The following is a 22,920-nucleotide window of genomic DNA, read 5'->3' on the forward strand; positions in this document are numbered from 1 at the left end:
ACCAGGATGGCGGACCAGGACAAGCTCCTCGACTACCTCAAGCGGGTGACGGCCGACCTCCACCAGACCAGGCAGCGGCTCAGCGAAGCCGAGGCCGGCCTGCCGGAGCCGATCGCCATCGTCGGGATGAGCTGCCGCTTCCCGCACGGCGCCGACACCCCGGAACGGCTGTGGGACCTGCTGTCCGGCGGCGTCGACGTGATGTCGGAGTTCCCCGCCGACCGCGGCTGGGACCTCGACTCGCTCTACGACCCCGATCCGGACAAGCCGGGGACGAGCTACGTCTCCGAAGGCGGCTTCCTCGACGCGGCGGGTGAGTTCGACCCGGCGTTCTTCGGCATCTCGCCGCGCGAGGCGCTGGCGATGGACCCGCAGCAGCGGCTGCTGCTGGAGACGTCGTGGGAGGCGATCGAACGCGGCGGCCTCGATCCCGCCTCCCTGCGCGGCGGGCAGGTCGGGGTCTTCGCCGGGACGAACGGGCAGGACTACGGCGGTCTCGCGGCGCTGGCGCCCGGCACCGAGGCCTACCTCGGCACCGGGAGCTCGGCCAGCGTGCTGTCCGGGCGCATCGCGTACGCGCTCGGGCTCGAAGGCCCCACGCTGACCGTCGACACGGCGTGCTCGTCGTCGCTGGTCTCGGTGCACCTCGCGGCGCAGGCCCTCCGGGCCGGCGAGTGCCGGCTCGCGCTGGCCGGCGGCGTGACGGTGATGGCGACGCCGGGCGCGTTCGTCGCGTTCAGCCGCCAGCGCGGGCTCGCCGCCGACGGCCGCTGCAAGGCGTTCTCCGACCGGGCCGACGGCGTCGGCTGGAGCGAGGGCGCCGGGATGCTGCTGCTCGAACGGCTCTCCGACGCGCGGCGCAACGGCCACCCCGTGCTCGCGGTCGTGCGCGGTTCGGCGATCAACTCCGACGGTGCCTCGAACGGGCTCACCGCGCCGAACGGCCCGTCGCAGCAACGGGTCATCCGGCAGGCGCTGGCCGACGCGGGGCTCTCCCCGTCCGATGTGGACGCCGTCGAGGCGCACGGAACGGGCACCTCGCTCGGCGACCCGATCGAAGCGCAGGCGCTGCTCGCCACCTACGGGAAGGACCGCGACCGGCCGCTGTGGCTCGGCTCGGTCAAGTCGAACCTCGGCCACACGCAGGCGGCCGCGGGCGTCGCGGGCGTGCTGAAGGTCGTGCTGGCGCTCCAGCACGGCGAGCTGCCGAAGACGCTGCACGTCGACCGGCCGTCGAGCCGGGTCGACTGGACGGCGGGCGACGTGCGCCTGCTGACCGAGCCGCGGCCGTGGACCGGTGACACGCGCCGGGCCGGGGTCTCGGCGTTCGGGGTCAGCGGCACGAACGCGCACCTGATCATCGAAGAGGCACCCCGGACCGACGAGACCGCGGCGGAACCGGCGGAGGTGCACGCGCCGACGCCGTGGCCGCTGTCGGGCCGCACCGAAGCGGCGTTGCGGGCCCAGGCCCGGCGGCTGGGCGAGCTGCTCCGGTCGGCTCCGGAGCCGGCGCCCGTCGACGTCGCCTACTCGCTGGCTTCCGCCCGCTCTGCTTTCGAGCATCGTGCCGTCCTGCTCGCCGACGACCGCGAAACCGCACTGCGCGGCCTCGACGCGCTCGCCGCGGGCGAGCCGGCGCCCGGCGTGCTCACGGGGGTGGCCGCCGAAGGGCGCACGGCGTTCTTGTTCTCCGGGCAAGGTGCCCAGCGAACGGGGATGGCCGCCGGTCTCGCCGCGGCGTTCCCCGCGTTCGCCGAAGAACTCGACCGGGTGTGCGCCGAGCTCGACCGCCACCTCGACCGGCCGCTGCGCGAGCTGCTCGGCGCCGGGGCCGATGTGCTGGACCGGACCGAGTACACCCAGCCCGCGCTGTTCGCGGTCGAGGTCGCGCTGTACCGGTTCCTCGGCCGGTGGGGGCTGGCCCCCGATCTGGTCGCGGGCCACTCGATCGGCGAGCTCGCCGCCGCGCACGTCGCCGGGGTCCTCGCGCTCGAAGACGCCGCCGTGCTCGTCGCCGCGCGCGGCCGGCTCATGCAGCGGCTGCCCGCCGGGGGCGCGATGGTGGCCGTCGCGGCCACCGAGGCCGAGGTGGTGCCGCTGCTCGCCGACGGCGTCTCACTGGCCGCGATCAACGGGCCGGCCTCGGTCGTGCTGTCCGGTGACGAGCAGGCGGTGCTCGATGTCGCCGCGCGGTTCGAACAACAGGGCCGCAAGACCCGGCGGCTGCGGGTCAGCCACGCGTTCCACTCGCCGCGGATGGAACCGATGCTCGCCGAGTACGCCGCGGTCGCGGACGGACTGTCCTATCGGGACCCGGCGATCACGGTCGTCTCGACGGTGACGGGCGAAGCGGCGAAACCGGGCGAGCTGAATACCGCCGAATACTGGGTCCGGCAGGTGCGCCGCGAGGTGCGCTTCCACGACGCCGTCCGCTCGCTGCGCGAGCTGGGCGCCACCCGGTTCGTCGAGCTCGGTCCGGACGCCGTGCTCACCCCGATGGCCGAGGAGAGCCTGGCCGGGAACCCCGGCGAAGGCGTGGTCATCCCGGTCCTGCGCCGGGATCGTGACGAGGCCGGGGCGCTGACCACCGCGGTGGGCGTCCTGCACGGCGCCGGGGTCTCGCCGGACTGGGCCGCGGTCTTCGCCGGGCGTGGCGCGCGCCGCGCCGACCTGCCCACCTACCCGTTCCAGCGCAGCCGCTACTGGCCGGACGTCGTGTTGCCCGGCGGGAGCGACGGGATGCGCTATGCCGGGCTGAGCGGCGCGGAGCATCCGCTGCTCGGCGCGGTGGTCGGGCTCGCGGGGGCCGGTGGTGCGGTGTTCACCGGCCGGCTGTCGACGCGCACCCAGCCGTGGCTGGCCGACCACGTCGTCGCCGGAACGATCCTGGTGCCCGGCACGGCGTTCCTCGAACTGGCGGTGCGTGCGGGCGACGAGTTCGGCTGCGCACGCGTGGAAGAGCTCACCCTCGCCGTGCCGCTGGCGTTGCCCGAACGTGGCGGCGTCCGGCTGCAGGTCGTCGTCGGCGACGCCGACGACTCGGGCGCGCGGGCGATCAGCATCCATTCCCAGCGCGAGGACGAGGGCGCCGAGGCACCGTGGACCCTGCACGCGACCGGCGTGCTCGGCACCGGGGCTCCGGCCGGGACCGACCAGGATACCGCTTCTTTTCGGGGGTTCCGGGTGGCGGAGCCCCCGGCCCGGGGCGAAGCCCCGGATGTCACCGCGTGGCCGCCAGAAGGCGCGAGCGAGGTGGACCTGACCGATGCGTACGGCAAGCTGGCCGCCGCGGGCTTGGCCTACGGCCCGGTGTTCCAGGGATTGACCGCCGTGTGGCGGCGCGGCGACGAGCTCTTCGCCGAAGTCGCCCTGCCCGAGGACGCGACGGGGGAGGCCGCCCGCTTCGGGCTGCACCCGGCGTTGCTCGACGCCGGTCTCCACGCCCTCGGCGTCGGATCCGGCGCGGCGCTGCCGGGAGCGGCGTCCGGGACCACCGTGCTGCCGTTCTCCTGGACCGGGGTCGTGCTGCACGCGACGGGCGCGGCCTCGTTGCGCGTGCGGTTGAGTCCCGCCGGCACCGAGGACGCGGTCGTGCTGCACGTGACGGACCCGTCGGGCGCGCCCGTGCTGACCGTGGAGTCGCTGACGCTGCGCGCGGCTCCGGCGGATCCGGGGACGGCCGGCGCGACCGAGTCGCTGTTCGAGCTCGCCTGGTCGGAGGTGCCGGCCGGGGCTAAGGCCGGCTGGACCGAACTGGCCGGGTCCGAGCTGGCCGAGCTGGCCGCGCGGATCGACGACGGCGCCACCGTGCCCGAGCACGTGCTGGTGTCACCGGCGGCCGAGGGCGGACTGCCGGAGCGGGCGCACGCGCTGGCCGGTCAGGCGCTCGGCCTCGTCCAGGCGTGGCTCGCCGACGCGCGGTTCGCCGCGTCCCGGCTCGTCTTCCGCACCCGGGGAGCCGTCGCGGCCGGCGCCGGCTCCGACGTCACCGATCCCGCCGCCGCGACGGTCTGGGGGCTGGTGCGCTCGGCGCAGGCGGAGAACCCCGGCCGGTTCGTGCTCCTCGACACCGACGGCAGCGAGGACTCCGGCGATGCCGTGGTCGCGGCCGCGCTCGGCTCCGGCGAGCCCCAGCTGGCCGTGCGCTCCGGCGTGCTCCGCGCGCCGCGGTTCGCCCGTGCCGCACCGCTGGCCTCGGACTCCACTGTGGACTGGGGCGACGGGACCGTGCTCCTCACCGGGGGAACCGGTGCGCTCGGCGGGATCTTCGCCCGGCACCTCGTGACGGCGCACGGCGTCCGACGGCTCCTGCTGGCGGCTCGGCGCGGCCTGGCGGCGGACGGGGTGCCCGAGCTCGTCGCCGAGCTCACCGGCCTCGGTGCCCACGCCGAGGTCGTCGCCTGTGACGTTGCCGATCCGGACGCGCTGGCCGGGTTGCTGGCCGGGCTGCCCGCGTCCGCCCGCCTCAGCTCCGTCGTGCACCTGGCCGGGGTGCTCGACGACGGCATCATCGCATCGCTGACCCCGGACCGGCTCGGCACCGTGCTGCGGCCGAAGGTCGACGCCGCGTGGCGGCTGCACGAGCTGACCCGTGAGACGGACCTGCGCCAGTTCGTGGTGTTCTCCTCGATCTCCGGCGTCGTCGGCGCCGCCGGACAGGGCAACTACGCTGCCGCGAACGCGTTCCTCGACGCGCTGATGTCCCAGCGCGCGGCCATGGGCCTGCCCGGCCGGTCGCTCGCGTGGGGACTGTGGGACGAGGCCGGCGCGATGACCGGCGGGCTCGACGACGCGGACCGGTCGCGGATCGCCCGCGGCGGGGTGCTGCCGCTGTCCGCCGACGAGGGCCGCGCGCTGTTCGACGCGGCCCTGTCGGCGCCGGGTGCGCTGCACGTGCCGATGCGGCTCGATCTGCCCGCGCTGCGCGGGATCGGCGAAGCGCTCGCACCGATCTGGCGGACGCTGGTGCCCGCCGTCCGCCGCCGCAGCGCCGGCGCCGCGGCACCGCGCGGATCCGCCACCGCGCTCGGCGAACGTCTCGCCGAGCTGGCCCCGGACAAGCGGCGGGACGCCGTCGTCGAGCTGGTCCGCGCGCAGGCCGCCGCCGTACTCGGCCACCCCGACGGCACCGGGGTCGATCCCGCCCGCGCGTTCCGCGAGCTCGGTTTCGACTCGTTGACGGCGCTCGAACTGCGCAACGGGCTCGCCGCGGCGACCGGGCTGCGCCTGCCCGCCACCCTGATCTTCGACTACCCGAACTCGGCCGTGCTCGCCGAGCACCTGCTCGAACGCGTCTTCGGGCCGGGAGAGGCCCGGGCGGGGACGCGGACGGTCCGGCGGTCCGGCGACGAGCCGATCGCGATCATCGGGATGAGCTGCCGTTATCCCGGCGGCGTGCGCAACCCCGATGACCTGTGGTCGCTCGTCGAAGCGGGCGGCGACGGGATCTCGCCGATGCCGCTGGACCGGGGCTGGAACCTGGAGGCGCTGTTCGCCGCCGACCCGGACCAGGCCGGCTCCAGCTACGTGCGGGAGGGCGGGTTCCTCCACGACGCCGCGGAGTTCGACGCCGCGTTCTTCGGGATCAGCCCGCGCGAGGCCCTCGCCATGGACCCCCAGCAGCGGCTGCTGCTGGAGGGCTGCTGGGAGGCGGTCGAGTCGGCGGGGATCGACCCGACGTCGTTGAAGGGCAGCGAAACGGGCGTCTACACCGGCGTGATGTACCACGACTACGGCGCCCAGCTGTTCATGCTCCCCGACGGCGCCGAGGGCTACGTCGGGACCGGCACCTCGGGCAGCGTCGCCTCCGGCCGGGTGTCCTACGTGCTCGGCCTGGAAGGCCCCGCCGTCACCATCGACACGGCGTGCTCGTCGTCGCTGGTCACCCTGCACCTCGCCGCGCAGGCGCTGCGCCGCGGCGAATGTTCGCTCGCGCTTGCCGGTGGCGTGACGGTCATGTCGACGCCGAGCACCTTCATCGACTACAGCCGGCAGCGCGCCCTCTCGGCCAGCGGCCGGTCGAAGTCGTTCGCGGCCTCGGCCGACGGCACCGGCTGGGGAGAGGGGCTCGGCATGCTGCTCGTCGCGCGGCTCTCGGACGCGATCGAGGCGGGCTACCCCGTCCTGGCGATCGTGCGCGGCACGGCGGTCAACCAGGACGGCGCGTCGAACGGGCTGACCGCCCCGAACGGGCCGTCCCAGCAGCGGGTCATCCGGCGGGCGCTCGCCGACGCGGGCCTCGACGGCGGCGAGGTCGACGTCGTGGAGGCCCACGGGACCGGCACGCGGCTCGGCGACCCGATCGAGGCGCAGGCGCTGCTGGCCACCTACGGGCAGGACCACCCCGACGACCGGCCGCTCTGGCTCGGCTCGGTCAAGTCCAACCTCGGCCACACCCAGGCGGCGGCGGGCGCGGCCGGCATCATCAAGATGATCCTCGCCATGCGGCACGGCCTGCTGCCGAAGACCATGCACGTCGACGCGCCCACGCCGCAGGTCGACTGGTCCGCGGGCAACGTCCGCCTGCTGACCGAACCCGTGCCCTGGGAACGCCGCGACCGGCCGCGCCGCGCGGCGGTGTCGTCCTTCGGCATCAGCGGCACCAACGCGCACGTGATCCTCGAAGAGCCCGAACCGGGCGAGCCCGCGGCCCGCGAACCGCGCACCGGCCCGGCACTGCTGTGGGTGCTCTCGGCCAGGACCGCGGATTCCCTGCGCGGGCAGGCCGCCCGGCTGTTGTCCTATGTGGACGAAAACGAGCAGGTCGACCTCGCCGACGTCGGCTTCACCCTGGCGACGCGGCGCGCGGTGTTCTCCCACCGCGCCGCGGTGACGGCCGGCGATGTCGCCGGTTTCCGGGCCGGGCTGGCCGCCCTCGCCGGCGGGACGGTGGCGAGCAACCTCGTGCGCGCGGAAGCCGTGCCGGCCGGCAAGACTGCGTTCGTGTTCCCCGGCCAGGGCGCGCAGTGGGCCGGGATGGGCGCCGAGCTGCTCGACGCCTCGCCCGTCTTCGCCGAGCGGATCTCGGAGTGCGCGCTCGCCTTCGCGAGCCTCGTCGACTGGTCGCTCACCGACGTCCTCCGCGGCGCGCCGGGAGCACCCTCGCTCGAGCGCGTCGACGTCGTCCAGCCGGTCTCGTTCGCCGTCATGGTCTCGCTCGCCGCCCTGTGGCGGGCGGCCGGTGTCGAGCCGGACGCCGTCGCCGGGCACTCGCAGGGCGAGATCGCCGCCGCCTGCGTCGCCGGTGCGCTGTCGCTCGAGGACGCCGCGACGATCGTCGTGCGCCGCAGCCAGGCCATCGAAGCCGGCCTGTCCGGGCACGGCGGCATGGCGTCGGTCGGTCTTCCCGAGGAGGAGGCGCGGCGCCGCATCGCCCGGTGGGAACCGCGGGTTTCCGTCGCGGTGGTCAACGGGCCTTCGGCGGTCGTGGTGGCGGGGGAGCGGGACGCGATCGACGAGCTGGTCGCGTCCCTGGAGGCGGACGGGGTGCGCGCCAAGCGGATCGCGGTCGACTACGCCTCGCATTCGGCGCACGTGGAACGGATCGAATCCGTGCTCGGCGAGGTGCTGGCCGCGGTGCGGCCGCGCGAAAGTGCGATCCCGATGCTGTCCAGCGTCACCGGCGACTGGATCGGCGGCGCGGAGCTCGACGCCGCGTACTGGTACACGAACCTGCGGGAGCCGGTGCGGTTCGCGACGTCCGTGCGCGGGCTCGCGGACGCGGGCTACACGGCGTTCGTCGAGGTCAGCCCGCACCCGGTGCTGTCGACGGCGATCCAGGAGACACTGGCCGACGCGGGCCGCAGTGGCGCGGTGACGGGCACGCTGCGCCGCGACGACGGCGGGCTCGGCCGCTTCCACGCTTCGCTGGCCGAGTGGCACACCCACGGCGGAGCCGTGCACTGGCAGCGCTTCTTCGCCCCGTACGACGCGCGGCCGGTCGAGCTGCCGACCTATGCCTTCCGGTCCGAGCGGTTCTGGCCGAAGGCCCCCGACTTCGGCGGCGACCCCGTCTCGCTCGGGCTGGCGGCCGCGAAGCACCCGCTGCTCGGCGCCGGGGTGTCGCTGGCCGGCTCCGAGGCGCACCTGTTCACCGGCCGGCTCTCGGCGAACACCCAGTCCTGGCTCGCCGATCACGTCGTCGCCGGCACGAACCTGGTGCCGGCCACGGTGTTCGTGGAACTGGCGATCCGCGCGGGCGACGAGGCCGGCTGCGACACCGTGGACGAGCTCGTGCTCGAAGCGCCGCTCGTGCTGCCCGCGCGCGGCGGGGTGGCGCTGCAGGTGCGGGTCGAACCGGCCGACGGGTCCGGCCGCCGGCCGGTGACCGTCCATTCGCGACCGGACGGGGCCCCGGACGAGCAACCCTGGACGAGGCACGTGAACGGCCTGCTGGCCGCCGGAGCCACCGCCGCCCCGGCCGAACCGTTCGGTGGCGAGTGGCCGCCGGTGGGAGCCGAGCCGATTCCGCTCGACGGCTTCTACGGCGACGACGGCTTCTACGGCTACGGGCCCGCCTTCCGCGGCCTGCGCGCCGCGTGGCGGCACGGCGACGAGGTGCTCGCCGAGGTCGCGCTGCCCGAGGGCGGCGAGGCCGACCGGTACGGCCTGCACCCCGCGCTGCTCGACGCCGCGTTGCACACGCTCGGCCTCGGCGTCGTCCGGATCGGCGAGGACGGCGCGGCCATGTTCCCGTTCTCGTGGTCGGGCGTGACCCTGCACGCCGCCGGCGCCTCGGTGCTGCGCGTGCGAGTGGCGTCCGCCGGCACCGGCAGCGTCTCGATCGACGCGGCCGACGAGGCGGGCGCGCCGGTGCTGACCGTCGGCTCGCTCGCCTTCCGGCCGATGCCGGCCGACGCGATCGCGGCGGCGAGCGCGGTCCACCACGAATCGCTGTTCCGGCTGGAGTGGTCGCCGGCCGCCGTCGCCGACGCGGCCGACGACGGGATCTGGGTGGTGCTCGGCGACGACGAGCCGGCGCTGCGCGACCGCCTCGACGAGGCCGGGCGGGGGCGGCGGACGATCGAGTCCTATCCGGACGCCCACGCGCTCGGCGAGGTCGTCGAGTCCGGTGTCGCGGGCGTGCGGACCGTGGTGCTGCCGGTCGTGACCGGTTCGACGGCCGAGGCGGTCCGGGCGGCGGCGAACCGGGCGCTGGCGGTGCTCCAGGACTGGCTCGCCGACGATCGGCTGGCCTCGACCCGGCTCGTCGTCGTCACGTCGGGCGCGGTCACCACCGCGGGCGAAGCCGTCACGAACCTCGCGGGCGCGGCCGTCTGGGGGCTCGTCCGGACGGCGCAGTGGGAGAACCCCGGCCGCATCGTCCTGATCGACCACGACGACGACCCCGCTTCGCTCGCCGCGCTGCCCGCGGCCGCGTCGGCGGGCGAACCCCAGCTGGCGGTGCGCGCGGGCGTCACGAGCGTCGCGCGGCTCGCCCGGGTGCGGGGCGATGCTCCGGCCGAGCCCGCGAAGTGGGATCCCGAGGGCACGGTGCTGGTCGTGGGCGGCACGGGCACGCTCGGCCGGAGCGTCGCCCGGCACCTCGTCACCGAGCGCGGCGCGCGCCGGCTGCTGCTGACCAGCCGGCGCGGAGCCGAGGCCGACGGCGTCGCCGAGACGGTCGGGGAACTCACCGAGCTCGGCGCCGAGGTCACCGTCGCCGCGTGCGACGCGACCGATCGGGACTCGCTCCGCGCGGTCCTCACCGGCATCCCCGACGCGCACCCGCTGACCGCGGTCCTGCACGTGGCCGTCGTGATGGACGACGCCACGATCGGTTCGCTGACGCCCGAGCGGATGGACACGGTGCTGCGCTCGAAGGTCGACGTGGCGCTCAACCTGCACGAGCTGACCGGCGACCGGGAGCTCGCGGCGTTCGTGCTCTTCTCCTCGGTCGCGGGCGTGCTCGGCCTGCCCGGGCAGGGCAACTACGCCGCCGCGAACGCGTTCCTCGACGCCCTCGCGCACCACCGCCACTCGCTGGGGCTGCCCGCCCTCGCGCTCGACTGGGGCCTGTGGGCGCGGTCGGTCGAGGCGGGCCGCACGCCCGAGCAGGTGGGACAGGCCCGGGTCGGCGGCGGCGCGGTCGCCCCGCTGCCCACCGAGAAGGGGCTGCGGCTGCTCGACGTCGCGCTCGCCTCGGGAGAACCCGTGCTCGCCCCCGTGGCGCTCGATCTGGCCGCGCTGCGCACCCAGGGTGAGCTGCTGCCGAAGGTGTTCCGGTCGCTCGCGCCGGTCACCCGCCGGGTGGCCGGCGCGGCCGCCGAGACCGACAGCCGGGAACTGGTCGCGCGGCTGGCCGCGCTGCCGCCCGCCGACCGCGTCGACGAGACGGTCCGGCTCGTGCGGTCCTACGCGGCCGCCGTGCTGGGCTTCCCCGGGCCCGACGCGATCGAACCGGACCGCGGGCTCGCCGAGCTCGGCTTCGACTCGCTCACCTCCGTCGAGCTGCGCAACGGATTGGCCGCCGCGACCGGGCTCCGGCTGCCCGCCTCGCTCGTCTTCGACCACCCGGTGCCGACCGACCTGGCGGAGTTCCTGCTCGAGCAGCTCGCGGACGCGCTCGGCACCGTCGCGCCGCCGGGGGCAGGCGGGAACCCACCGGGCGCGGTCGCCGCGCCGGACGACGACGGCGAGACGCTCAGCGACCTGTTCCGCCTCGGCATCGAGCAGGGCAAGGAGCGCGAGACGTGGGAGATCCTGCGGGCCGTCTCGAAGCTGCGGTCCACGTTCTCCGCGGTCGCGGAGGCGACGAGGACCCCCAAGCCGGTGACGCTCTCGCGCGGGCCGTCGCCGGCGAAGCTGATCGCGTTCTCGTCCTACGCGGGACTCGGCGGCGTGCACCAGTACGCGCGGATGGCGGCCGCCTTCCGCGGCACGCACGAGCTGCACGCCTTCCCGAATCCCGGCTTCGCGAAGGGGGAGAGCCTGCCGGTCTCGATCGAAGCGGCGGCCGCCGTGCTCGGCGAGGCGACGCTGCCGCTCGTCGACGACGGCGCCTTCGTCCTGTTCGGACACTCGGCGGGCGGGCTCATGGCCCACGCGACGGCGTGCTACCTCGAACGGCTCGGGGTGCGGCCGGCGGCGATCGTGATGATGGACAGCTTCCGGCCGGACGACAGCGCGGCGCTCGGCGTCTCGGGGCCGGAGATGATGGCCGGTCTCCTGTCGCGGGAGGACATCGCGGGCCGGATGGACAGCACCCGGCTCACCTCGATGGACTGGTACTTCCGGATCAGCGGGGAGTGGACGCCGGGCGAGCCCGCCGCGCCGATCCTGTTCCTGCGCGCGGCGGACCCGATGGGCGAACCCGAACCCGATCCGGACGGCGGCAAGCCGTGGCAGCCCACCTGGAAGGAAGCGCACACGGTGCTCGAAGTGCCCGGCGACCACTTCACCATGGTCGAGTCGCTGGCCGCCGGCACCGCGGAAGTGATGCGGACCTGGCTCGCCGAGCACCTCCCCGCCGAATTGACAGTTACCGGAACCTCCCCAGCGGAAAGGACGACAGCGCGATGACGGTCACCACGGCGAAGGACAACGAGAGCGGCACGGCGCCGGACCGGGCGAGCACGGGCAAGCACCTGCTGGTGTGGCCGTTTCCCGGGTACGGGCACGTGAATCCGGTGCTGCCGGTGGTGCGTGAGCTGGTCCGGCGCGGGCATCGGGTGACGATGCCGACGACCCCGCGCTTCGCCGCCGAGGCCGAGGCGGCGGGCGCCGAGGTGCTGCCGTACGTCTCGGCGCTGGCGGGGCGTCCGCTGCCGGAGGTGTTCGACGCCGACTACCTGGCCAGGGAACCGCTGCGCGCGATGCTGGAGGCGATGGCGACCATCCCGCCGGTCGAGTCGTACTTCACCGGCCGGGAGGTGCCTGACCTGCTGCTCTACGACTCGAGCACCTACGCCGCCGGCCGAGTGCTCGCCGCGAAGTGGCGGCGCCGGGCGATCCAGCTGTACCCGACGTTCGCGGCCAACGAGAAGTTCCAGCTCGGTCCGCTGGTCGGGGCGGAGTTCGCCCCGGAGCTGGACGCCACGCACCCCGCCTTCTCGGAGTTCTTCGCGTGGATGGGCGAGCTGCTGGCCAGCCACGGCCTGGCCGAGCTGCCGATGGAGGAGTTCCACGCCCCGTGCGAAAGCAGCAACATCGTGTTCCTCCCGGAGGTGTTCCAGCTCGAGTCCGGAAGCTTCGACGACCGGCACGCGTTCGTCGGTCCCTGCGTGGAGGCCGCGCCCGCCGGCGAACGGTCGTGGCGGCCACCGGCCGGCGACGACCCGCTCGTGGTCGTGTCGCTCGGTTCGGAAAAGAACCGGGACGCGGGCTTCTTCACCCGCTGCGCCGCCGCGTTCGACGGGCTGCCGTGGCGGGTGGTGCTGACCCTCGGCGGCGGCCTCGACCCGGCCGACCTCGGCACGCTGCCGGCGAACGCCACGGCGTACCGCTGGCTGCCGCACACCGAGGTGCTGCCGCACACCACGGTCCTGCTCTCACACGCCGGGATGAGCAGCGTCATGCGCGCCATGCACGCCGGCGTGCGCCAGGTGCTGGTCCCGGGCACCCCGGAGGAGCACTTCGTCGCCCGGCGCGCCGTCGAGCTCGGCGCCGGCCGCCTGCTCGACCCGGCCGCGGCGGACGCCGGGTCCCTGCGCGACGCCGTGCTGGCGGTGGCGAGCGACGAGTCGGTGGGAGAGAGCGTCAAGCGGCTGCGCGAGGCGACGAGGAACGCGGGCGGCGCCACGCGCGCCGCGGACGTCGTCGAAGCACGTCTCGGCGCGCCGGCCCGGTGAGCCGCCCGGCGGCCAGCAACGGCGTCATGGCCTGCTGGGGTCGGCGGTGAAGAGAGCATCTTCGAGGCCGAGCACGCGGACGAGCCCGAGCTGGAAGCAGGCCTCGGCGTCAAGCCGACCCATGCCGTGAATATCAGCGCCGGCTGCCACCGCGGGATCGGCCACGTGGCCGCGGCCCTGCTCACCGCGGCAGTCGTCGATGTTCTCGGCGGGGTTCCTTCCGCTGGGCGGCGAGGACGTCCGGGCGGGCGCGCGGATCGACCTGAGCGCGGCCGGCGCCGGCAGCGTGATCGCGCGCCGGTCGAGCACCGAACCGGTGCCGCGGCGCGCGATCTGCTGCGGCTTCTGCCCCTCCCGGTCAGGGCATCAGCTGGTCCGCAGGTGCGGCCAGATCTCGCTCCACGGCCGCTGGCGGCCCTCGTACAACGTCAGCAGGCCGCCGACCACCTCGCGGCTGCTGCTGAAGTAGGGCGCGAGCTGCTCGTGTTCGCCGTCGCCGCGGCTCGGGTTGACGACGAGGACCTTGTCCTTGGTGTCGGACGGCATCCCGAAGTACCAGTAGCCCCGGTGTCCGCTGTAGACCTGCTCGATGCCGTAGGCGCGGCCGTAGTAGTCGGTCGCGGCCGCGAACGGGTAGATCTCGGCGAAGACCGCGGTGTGCGCGCGCACCTCTGCGGGCAGCGCGGCGTACGCCTGGCCGGCGCGAATGCCGACGTCCTGCTGGGGCAGCTCGCCGCTCGCGAAGGTCGAGCCGAGCGGGATGCCCTGCCACGACTGGGGCATCCCCCGCACCTTGCTCGCGGGGTAGATCGGCAGCTGGACGACGGCGAGCACGGCCGAGAGCGCGAACACCGGCCAGACCAGCAGGCGCCAGGGCTTCGCCATCTTGCGCCGGCTCAGCTCGGCGGCCGCGGCGCCGAACGGCAGCGCGTACAGCCCCATCGTGTAGTAGAACCGCCCGTCGGTCAGCAGGAACGCGACGAACGTCGCCAGCAGCGCGACCGCGAGGAACCGGTAGCTCCGCAGCTCGGGTGCGCGCAGCAAGCGCCAGTACCCGTAGCAGAGCCCGAGCACGCCCGCCAAGAACCCGGCGCCGGACACGCTCGTGATGACGAAGGCCACCTTGCCCGCGGACTCGCCCGCGACGACCTGGCCCATCTGCAGGTACGGCCAGCCGTGCGTGGCCTGCCACACCAGCGTCGGAACGGTGCAGGCCACGGCCACGGCGGCGCCGAGCCAGAGCATCGGCCGGCGCAGCAGTTCGCGCGGGCCGAGCACCAGCGCGCCGAGCCCGGTGAACACCCAGAACGCCGGGATCATGAACTTGGTCTCGAGCGAAACCGCGGTGACGATGCCCGCCCAGAGCAGCGGCCGGTCGTCGCGAACGCCGGCGCGGTGCAGCCGCACCCAGCGGACCACCAGCCAGCTGAGCAAGGTCCAGAAGAACGGGTCGAGGGTGTAGGTCGCCAGCCAGTGGCTGACCGTGATGACGCCGCTGCAGCCGTAGGCGCCGGCGGCCATGGCCTGCGCGCCCTTGCCGCCGCCGAGTTCCCGGGCGATGAGCGCGGTGATCCCCGCCCCCGCCGCGGCCGCGAGGCTGACCGGCAGGCGCAGGGCGACCAGTGAATCCGGGAACCACTGGTCCAGCAGGCCGGCCAGCAGCGGCACCAGTGGCGGCTGGTCGAAGTAGCCCAGGGCCGGGTGATCACGCCCGGCGATGAGGAAGTACATCTCGTCGAACCCGCGGGCGTAATTCGCGCTGGTCACCACCATCACGACGCCGACGAGGAAGACAATGGCGAGTACCGGCCCCCACGCGATGCGCGGCACCGTGGGAGGAGCGGGAATCGGTGTCGCAGTGCCGGCTCTCGCGGCGCCTGCCGGGGCGGTCAGCGTCCGTGCGTTTTTGGAAAGCATCACGGGTACCGGCGGTCCTTTCAGTGGGAACCAGCTCGACTCTCAGTTACGGATACCCATCTGACCGTGGATCAAGCGCGGTTTCGACCTCTCCAAGGTCCAGGATTGGTGCGGATGACCCAAGACTTTGGTATGCCCCAATCGGATCGCGTGAAAAGGTATTACCCCATTTGGGTAATGTCATCGGGAGGGTGGATGCGGTGAGTGATCGGATCCCACGAAGTGGGCGGGAGTGCGCTGACACCGACGGGCGATGTTTAAACATAATGTGATTGAGATCTCACGGTGGGTCGGCCGACCCCGGTCTCGGCGGTCCATAAGAAAAGGGCACCGCGCCCCCTTCGGGAGTGCGCGGTGCCCTTTTCGGTAGTTCGAGTTACGTCAACCACGTTGTCAATGAATGTTTTCCGGTGAAACCTTCGGTGGCCATTGGCCGACGGGCAGGATTCCTTGTGCATACGCCTTGGAAACCAGTGCTGAACGGTTGGGAGTTTTGAATCGGCGCAGCATCGCGCTGACGTGGTACTCGATCCCCTGTCTGCTCAGGTAGAGCTTGGTGGCCAGTCGTGCGGTCGAAATGCCGGTGGCGATCCCTTCGAGCACGCGCGCGTCCAGCTCGCTCAGCGTCTTGCGCTGGTCGGGCTCGGGCGGGGGCACCGCCGCGCGGGCTCGATCCGGCCTGAGCAGCATGACGATGCCGCTCACCTCGCCCCCGGCCTTGCGCACGGCGATCCCGGTCAGCATGCCGGAGGCCACCGTGAAGCTCGGCCGTTCGGCCAGCATCCGGGTCGTGAACCGGTCCCGGGTACCCGCCCGGAGCCCGGCCAGGTGCTGGGAGACGAGACGTTCGACGCTGGGATGGACGAACTTGCTGAACGTCCGCCCGTAGACGTCGGTCGCGGACCGGCCGAGGTAGTGGAGAAACTCGGCGTTCGCTTCCAGTACGAGGAGGTTGTGGTCGAGATTGGCTACACAGAATTCGGAAAGCTGACCGGCGGCTGCCGGCCAGCCTGTTCGCTGCGTCGGGCAAATAGCTCCCGGTGCCGGCGAAGCTTCCATACGCACATTCATTAGTAGACCCCCCAGAGACCTACGAATAATGTTAATTGTATATTAATTGCATGTATGCAGAAGCCATGGTGAACTTCTAACTGTAACCTATCAGCAGTGGGTGGGTCAGTCAACCAGGCTTTGATAAGTGTTGAAGTCGGGAGTTTTACTCTTGGGTTAAGTGGACCGAACGACAAATGATCATGGCTAATAAGGGACTGAATCCCGTCATTCATGCGAACTGTTCTCGGTCGGGCAAGAGACCTTGGGATATCTTTTGATATACCTTGGGATATTTTTCTGTTGCCTGGATCTCATCCCCTTGTCGTGGATCGCAAAGCATCGCGGCCGGCTCGTCTCGAAGCCGGAGAGGGTGCGGTGCCCCCGCAGGTCAGTGTCCTCGGCCGCGGATCAAACGAGTGTGAGAACAAGCTTGTCCAGGCCGAACACCAGCGCGGTCGACGCCGCGTTCTTTCCGGCGCTCCGGACCGCGAGCTCGTGCTTTCCGGCGGTCAGCCGCACGGTGCCCCGGTCGTTTTTCACGACTTCCTCGCCGCCGGGCCGGTAGGCGTCGAACGGCTCGCCGACCGCTTTCCCGTCGATCTCGATCGCACCCAGGCCGCGTTCGGGGGAGGCCGACCAGAATGCGCTCAGCTCGTACTCCCCGTCCCGGGGCACCGAGACGGACGCGGTGAAGCCGTCGCCGGGGTGGTCCGCCGCGGCCAGCACGTAGGCCGTGTCCGACATGAGGGGACTCAGCGGGACGTAGAGCTGCACGTTCGACTGCGCCTTCGAGGCAAGCGCCTCGGCCTCGATCTCGTATTGCCGTCCTGCGGTTCCCGCGACGGCGGCGGAGGCACCGCTCGCGTTGCCGGCGCCGTCCACCGCCCGGACGCGGTAGTACCACCGGTCGCCGGGACCGGCACCGCGGTGCTGGAACGAGAGGCCGGTCGTGGTGCCGGCGAGGTTCGCCGGCGTCAGTGGCACATCGGGCGTTTTCGCCGCGTACACCTCGTACTGCGAGATCATCCCGTCGTCACGGGCCGGCGCCCACGCGACGTTCACGGAGTCGGTGCGGTCCGCCCTCGCGCGCACCGGACCCGGAACGGCCGGTGGCGTCGTGTCGGCGAAGGGGGCGACGCGGGACAACAGCCGGTACTGCGAGGCCGACCACGCGGGCGCGCCGGCTTTCGGCCGGAGTTCGACGGTGAGCTCGCGCTTGTTCCCGGTCAGTGCGGCGGGCAGCGGGAACTCGTCCTCGAGCCAGCGCGAGGTCTTGTCGTACAGCGGTTGCCGCCACGTCCCCGCCGCCGTGCCGTTGACGAACACCTCGGCTTCCTGGCCGGCGAGCTGCTGATCGGCCAGCCGCCGCAGGAGCGCGCCGCGGCTGTCCGGCGCGGTCCGCACGGTGAACGCGACGGTGCCGGTCGCCGAGGTCGTCGGCCGCTGCAGCTTCGCCCGGTAGGCCACGCCCTCGACCGTGCTGTCCAGGGTGGACACGGTCTCGCCGCCGGCTCGGTAACCGTGTGCCGCCCGGCTCGCGCCGTCGGCGGTGTCGACGAGGTCGGTCTCCCGCAGCCCGACCTTCTCCTGGCCGTACCAGTAGGAGGTCCAGCTGTGCTCGACCGGATCGGTGTTCACCGAGCCGCGTTCGGCGGAGAACCGCAGCGAGCTGGAGAACGGGATCGAGTCGGTCAGCAGCAGTTTGGTCGCGCCGACGCACAGAGCGGTACAGCCGTCGGCCTCCTCGGAGAAGCCGGACAGCGCGGCCGTCGGCGTCGAGCCGGGCATGGTGATGCCGAGGAAGTACCAGCCGCCGCCGTAGAAGTCCTCCGTGCCCGTGCCGTGCAGCGCCGGTGTCGCGCGGCCGTCGACGTAGGCGCGCTCGTCGCCTTCGAGGAATTCAAGCTGGTTCAGGCCACCCGGCGCGCCCCGCATCGTGTCGGTGACACCGTAGAAGGTCCCTCGGCCCCGCGCGTCGAGCAGCGGCACGTCCTGGCCGTCGGGGAGCTTGCCCGACCGGCCGTGGGTGGCGTGGAAGTAGCCGATGGACTGGGCCGCGAGCTTGCCGGCGACCGAGCTGTCCGGCGCCGAGGTGACCTCGACCTTCGCACCGGTGATGGGCACGCCGGCGTCGTTCACGAGCTCGACCTCGGCGTGGTCGGCGAAGGGCATCGGCCACCACGCCGTGAACCAGCCGCCCGGCGAGGGGTCCACGGCGTACAGCAGGGTCCTGGTGTCGAACGCCCCGAGCCCGGAGCCGAAGAACTCGCCGATGGGCGCGTCGACCGTGGTGTGCCCGTCGAAGGAGATGCGCAGCCGCGCCCCGGCGAGCAGCGCGCGAGAGCGCTCCGCGGCGGCCTCGGGCACCGGGATGCGCAGCTTCCGGAGCCCGTGCCACACCTCGCCGCGGTTCGTGTAGTCGTGGGCGCGTTCCTCGGCGGCGTGCCAGTGGCCGACGTCGAGCGTGTCGGTCCTGGTGTAGGAGCCGTCGACGAGACTGTGGACGTCGAAGCGGAACTCGGTGGAGCGGTCCGTGCCCGGGCCGGTCTTGGTGGTGATCGCGAGCGACGATTTGCCCGCCGTGAGCTCCGCGGGCACCTGCAGCGACTCGAACGCGGCGTCACCGGCGGCCTTCGCGGTGACGTCCGCCCGCTTGCCGTCGACGAACACCTGCGCGGGCGGCCCGGCCTCCGCCGGATCGACCTCGCGCGTGAGCCGGACCCCCTGGTTGCGGGGATCGATGGCGACGCGGAACGAACTCCCGCCGCCCGCGCCGAGCGTGCGACCGTCTTCGTAGCCCGCGGAAGCCGGCACGACCTGCGGAAGTGCGACGCGCAGCCGGGTGATGCGACCGGGGCCCGTCAGCCGGACCGGCTCGGTGGCCCGGCCGCTCGGGATGTCGGCGGTCCGGGTCGCGGCCGTCGCGCCGGGGGCCGGTGGTTTCGGGTCGTCGAAGCCGAACCGCCGCAGCCGCTGGACCACGTCGCCGGCCGGGTCGGCGGGGTCGAACGTGCGCACCTGGGACGCGTCGTCGAAGTCGCGGTAGTCGACGTGGTAGAACAGCGGCGAATTGCTCATGGTGACCCGCATCGACTGGCGGTAGGGCATCGGGATCCCGATCGACATGCCGCCCTTGGTGCCGAGGCTGTCGCCGACCAGCGGCCAGACGAACGGCCCGCCGAGTTTGCCGGACACGACGTCGCCCATGCGGGCGGCGAGCACCGTCTTGCCGTCGAGTTCGATCTTGATCGTGTTGTTCTCGTAGCGGTCGGGCGGCGGCACGTGGGCCGCTCCGGCCAGGTCCGGCGGCCCGGCCGCCTGCTTGATCGCCTGCTTGGCCGGGGGATCCGGCTCGTCCGGGGGCGTGTCGCCGACCATCCAGATCGACGTCAGCTCCCCGGCGCCGGTCCGGTCGGCGATGACGCAGCCGTCCGGGCTCTCCCGCAGGCAGGTGTAGGTGCCGAAGAAGCCGTCGTCGTTGGCGCCCGACCGGTCGAAGCTGGAGAACCGGCCGCTCCGGTCGCCCGCGCGCAGCGAGCTCAGGCCGTCGAGGTCGCGGTAGACGTCCCAGCCGCCGCGCTGGGCTCCGGGAGCCGCCGCCGCGGACGGCACGCCGCCACCGGAAGCCGTGGCGACGCCGGTCGCGGTGGTGGCGAGCACCAGAAATCCGGACAGCAATCGTTTGCATCGATCGGACCGCACGATGTAGTACTCCCCCAGAGCACTAGGTGATCAATGATGCCGACGTTAGAACATCCGGTGGTTGCTCGCGCGGTGGTCTGCGGCTTTGAGGGAAAATGCCAGTCCTGCCCGCGTCAGGCCTGGTCAAGGGTTGCCGTGCCCCGGGTGGGGGTGGGACGCTGGGACACTTGGGGGATGGCTCGCTCAAGGAGCGTGCGCCGCCGCGATCAGCGCGCCTTCAGCGGCTCCCACCACGACCGGTTGTCCCGGTACCAGGAGACGGTCTCGCGAAGCCCGGTCTCGAGGTCGACCCTCGGCTGGTAGCCGAGCTCGGCCGACGCCTTCGTGATGTCGACCGAGTAGCGGCGGTCGTGGCCCTTGCGGTCGTCGACCGGGAGGATGGCGGACTCGTCGCGGCCGGTCGCTTCGAGCAGCCGGTGGGTCAGCTCGCTGTTGGTCAGCTCGGTTCCGCCGCCGATGTTGTAGACCTCGCCGGCCCGGCCGCCGCCGGCGACCAGCTGGATGCCCCGGCAGTGGTCGTCGACGTGCAGCCAGTCGCGCACGTTGAGCCCGTCGCCGTACAGCGGGACGCGGAGGCCGTCGAGGAGGTTCGTGACGAACAGCGGGATGACCTTCTCCGGGAACTGGTACGGACCGTAGTTGTTGGAGCAGCGGGTCACCGAGACGTTCAGCCCGTGCGTGCGGTGGAAGGCGAGCGCGATCAGGTCGCTCGACGCCTTCGAGGCCGCGTAGGGGGAGTTGGGCGAGAGGGGGAAGTCCTCCGTCCACGAGCCGTGGTCGATCGAGCCGTAGACCTCGTCGGTGGACACGTGCACGAAGCGCCCGACGCCGGCGTCGAGCGCTCCCTGGAGCAGCGTCTGGGTGCCGACCACATTGGTCCGGACGAAATCGGCCGCGCCCTCGATCGAACGGTCCACATGCGACTCGGCGGCGAAGTGCACGACCAGGTCGGCGTCGGACATCGTCTGCTTGACGATCGCGGGATCGCAGACGTCGCCGACGGCGAACCGCAGCCGCTCGTCGGCCTCGACCGGGGCGAGGTTCGCCCGGTTCCCGGCGTAGGTCAGCAGGTCCAGCACCGTCAGCACTTCCGGTTCGAACCCGGGGTAGGCGCCGGAGAGCACCTGCCGGACGTAGTGCGAACCGATGAACCCGGCTCCGCCCGTCACCACGACGCGCATCCGGCTCACCTCCCGTTCCGTTGTGCGGCGAGCGCGATTTCCATGACGTACTGCCCGTAGACCGACTTGCTGATCCGTTCGCCGAGCCGAAGGCAGGCCGCGGGGTCGATGAACCCCATCCGCAGGGCGATCTCCTCGAGGCAGGCGATGCGCACGCCCTGGCGTTCCTCCAGCGTCTGCACGTAGTGCCCGGCTTCGAGCAGCGACTCGTGCGTACCGGTGTCCAGCCAGGCGAAGCCGCGCCCGAGATCGACGACGTGCGCGCTGCCCCGCTCCATGTAGGTCGCGTTGACGTCGGTGATCTCGAGCTCCCCCCTCTTGGAGGGGGTCAGGCCCTTCGCGATCTCCACCACGTCGTTGTCGTAGAAGTAGAGCCCCGTGATAGCGCGGTTGGACTTCGGCTCGGCCGGCTTCTCCTCGACCGAGATCAGCTTGCCGTCGTCGTCCACCTCGCCGATGCCGTGCCGGTGCGGGTCGGACACCGCGTAGCCGAAGAGGACACAGCCCTTGAGGTCCTGCGTCTTGGCCTTGAGCATCCCGGAGAAGCCGGGGCCGTGGAAGATGTTGTCGCCGAGGATGAGCGCGGCGTCGTCGTTGCCGATGTGGTCGGCGCCGATGATGAACGCCTCCGCGAGGCCGTTCGGTTCCGGCTGTTCGGCGTAGTCGATCCGCAGCCCGAGCCAGGAACCGTCGCCGAGCAGGCGCCGGAAGGCGGGGAGATCGGTCGGCGTGGTGATGATCAGGATCTCGGTGATGTCGGCCAGCATGAGCACCGACAACGGGTAGTAGATCATCGGCTTGTTGTAGACCGGCACGAGTTGCTTGGACACGGCGAGCGTGACCGGGTGCAGCCGGGTGCCGCTACCGCCGGCGAGAATGATGCCCTTCATGGGAACCTCGTGAGGTTGTCGGGACGAACGGAACGGGGGCACCGCGTCCGGGATCGGTGGCGGCGGAGGGGAACGCTCAGGGTGCGGCCGCGCGCGGCCACAGCGATTCGAGCACGTCCGCTGCCCGGACCGAGCCGCCGGCCTCCCGGATTTCGGTGTGCATGCGGGCGACGTGCCGGGCGATCCCGGGATCGGTGGTGACCGACTCGACCGCCGCCCGGATCGTCGCGCCGGTGGCGTCGGCGGGGTCGAGAGTCTTGCCGAGCCCCACCTTCTCGAGGTGGCGGGCGAACGTCACGGCGTCCGGTTGCTGCGGCACCATCACCACCGGCACGCCGTGCCGCAGCGCGTCGAGGACCGTTCCCGCGCCCGCCGAGCAGACCACGGCGCGCACCTGGGGGAACACTTCGTCGTGGTCCACCCAGTCGTGCGCCTCGACACCCGCGGGCAGCCGTTCGACGTCGGCCGCGCCGAGGTGGCCCGCCGTCGCGAGGACGACCCGCCAGCCGCTTCCCGCGAAGGCGTCCGCGCAGCCGCGGAAGAACTCCGGGTTCGCGGTCGCCGACGTGCCGAGCGAGACGAGCACCGCGCGGTCCCGGTCCTGGTGCGGGCGCAGCTTGCCGGTGTCCGGTCCCGGTTCGGGGCCGACGAACGCGAAGGTGCCGTCGAACCGGTCCGCGTAGGGCTGGAGGGCCTTGGGGATGAAGACGAGGTTCGCCGAAGCCGCCCGGCCGCGCTGGGCGTACTCGAACGCGGCCTCGTCGAGCCCGTACGGCACCAGCGAGGTGAACAGTTCCTCGCCGGCCCGTTCGATGATCGCCGTGTCCGGGATCAGCGGGTTCTCCGGAGCCGGCTCGCCGCCGTCGAGCGAGACCTCGTCGTTGCCGGCGAAACCCGCGAACGTCCGCACGACCGGGCAGCCGGCGTCGCGGGCGATGAGGGCACTGGTCGCGGTGCTCAGCGCGTCCTCGAGCACCAGGTCGGGGAGCTGGTGCCCGAGGTGCTTGCGTGCGGCCGGCAGGGCCGCCAGCCCTTCGCGCAGGAAGTCGACGAGGAGTGCGGTCAGCTCTTCCGGCGTGTCCACCGGCCCCACCGCGGAGGGGAAGTACGACGGGTACGGCACGACGTCCGCGCCCGAGGCCGCCACCGCGTCAGCGTACGACTCGGCGGCGAAGTAGGTGACCCGGTGTCCTCGGCGCAGCAGTTCGCGCACGACCGGCAGGGTCGGCCGGATGTGCCCGAACCTGGGGAAGTTGAAGACCGCGACATGACGGGGGCGGCCGGATTCGCCGCGGCGAGGCACTCTCGGCGCGTGCGGGAACTCGGCGGCGGTTGGCTTGGACACGCGACCACCATGCCGTCCGCCGAGGTCACGGCCAACCGACGGTG

General features: G+C 72.8%; 8 protein-coding genes and 1 pseudogene. 3 read left to right on the top strand and 6 right to left on the bottom strand.

Annotation, left to right across the window (positions count from 1 at the left end; all coding sequences use genetic code 11):
* Nucleotides 1-6: 6 nt before the first annotated feature.
* From AB0F52_RS21890 to AB0F52_RS21900, 3 genes and pseudogenes are all read left to right on the top strand, one after another.
* Nucleotides 7-11,520 (top strand): type I polyketide synthase, encoded by an 11,514-nt coding sequence (locus tag AB0F52_RS21890; RefSeq protein WP_360173772.1) that lies wholly within the window; start codon nucleotides 7-9, stop codon nucleotides 11,518-11,520.
* Nucleotides 11,517-12,788, top strand: a complete 1,272-nt coding sequence (locus tag AB0F52_RS21895; protein ID WP_360173775.1) for a macrolide family glycosyltransferase — start codon at nucleotides 11,517-11,519, stop codon at nucleotides 12,786-12,788. The genes AB0F52_RS21890 and AB0F52_RS21895 overlap by 4 nt, the downstream gene beginning before the upstream one ends.
* Nucleotides 12,789-12,878: 90 nt before the next feature.
* Nucleotides 12,879-12,944, top strand: a pseudogene (locus tag AB0F52_RS21900) (hypothetical protein); the annotation flags it as partial.
* Between the two features lie 210 nt (nucleotides 12,945-13,154).
* Here the strand turns inward: AB0F52_RS21900 and AB0F52_RS21905 are convergent.
* The 6 genes from AB0F52_RS21905 to AB0F52_RS21930 form a co-directional block, all read right to left on the bottom strand.
* A complete protein-coding gene (locus AB0F52_RS21905; RefSeq protein ID WP_360173778.1) occupies nucleotides 13,155-14,618 on the bottom strand; it encodes a glycosyltransferase family 39 protein in 1,464 nt (487 codons plus the stop codon).
* Between the two features lie 480 nt (nucleotides 14,619-15,098).
* The gene (locus AB0F52_RS21910; RefSeq protein WP_360173781.1) at nucleotides 15,099-15,764 is read right to left on the bottom strand and encodes a LuxR C-terminal-related transcriptional regulator; all 666 of its coding nucleotides are present in this window, start codon (nucleotides 15,762-15,764) and stop codon (nucleotides 15,099-15,101) included.
* A gap of 402 nt (nucleotides 15,765-16,166) precedes the next feature.
* Nucleotides 16,167-19,418: a glycoside hydrolase family 172 protein gene (locus AB0F52_RS21915; protein WP_360173784.1), complete on the bottom strand. Its 3,252-nt coding sequence runs from the start codon at nucleotides 19,416-19,418 to the stop codon at nucleotides 16,167-16,169.
* 248 nt (nucleotides 19,419-19,666) lie between these two features.
* Nucleotides 19,667-20,641, bottom strand: coding sequence for a dTDP-glucose 4,6-dehydratase (rfbB, locus tag AB0F52_RS21920; RefSeq protein WP_360173787.1), 975 nt, complete (start codon nucleotides 20,639-20,641; stop codon nucleotides 19,667-19,669).
* Between the two features lie 5 nt (nucleotides 20,642-20,646).
* Nucleotides 20,647-21,531: a glucose-1-phosphate thymidylyltransferase RfbA gene (gene rfbA, locus AB0F52_RS21925; RefSeq protein ID WP_360173790.1), complete on the bottom strand. Its 885-nt coding sequence runs from the start codon at nucleotides 21,529-21,531 to the stop codon at nucleotides 20,647-20,649.
* 76 nt (nucleotides 21,532-21,607) lie between these two features.
* Nucleotides 21,608-22,876 (bottom strand): macrolide family glycosyltransferase, encoded by a 1,269-nt coding sequence (locus AB0F52_RS21930; RefSeq protein ID WP_360173793.1) that lies wholly within the window; start codon nucleotides 22,874-22,876, stop codon nucleotides 21,608-21,610.
* Between the last annotated feature and the right edge of the window lie 44 nt (nucleotides 22,877-22,920).

The sequence above is a fragment of the Amycolatopsis sp. NPDC024027 genome (genome assembly GCF_040638975.1).
Classification (GTDB): domain Bacteria; phylum Actinomycetota; class Actinomycetes; order Mycobacteriales; family Pseudonocardiaceae; genus Amycolatopsis.

Coding starts and splice junctions, on each gene's coding strand:
- AB0F52_RS21890 (WP_360173772.1), top strand. CDS start 7: ATGGCGGACCAGGACAAGCTCCTCGACTACCTCAAGCGGGTGACGGCC.
- AB0F52_RS21895 (WP_360173775.1), top strand. CDS start 11,517: ATGACGGTCACCACGGCGAAGGACAACGAGAGCGGCACGGCGCCGGAC.
- AB0F52_RS21910 (WP_360173781.1), bottom strand. CDS start 15,764: ATGGAAGCTTCGCCGGCACCGGGAGCTATTTGCCCGACGCAGCGAACA.
- rfbB (WP_360173787.1), bottom strand. CDS start 20,641: ATGCGCGTCGTGGTGACGGGCGGAGCCGGGTTCATCGGTTCGCACTAC.
- rfbA (WP_360173790.1), bottom strand. CDS start 21,531: ATGAAGGGCATCATTCTCGCCGGCGGTAGCGGCACCCGGCTGCACCCG.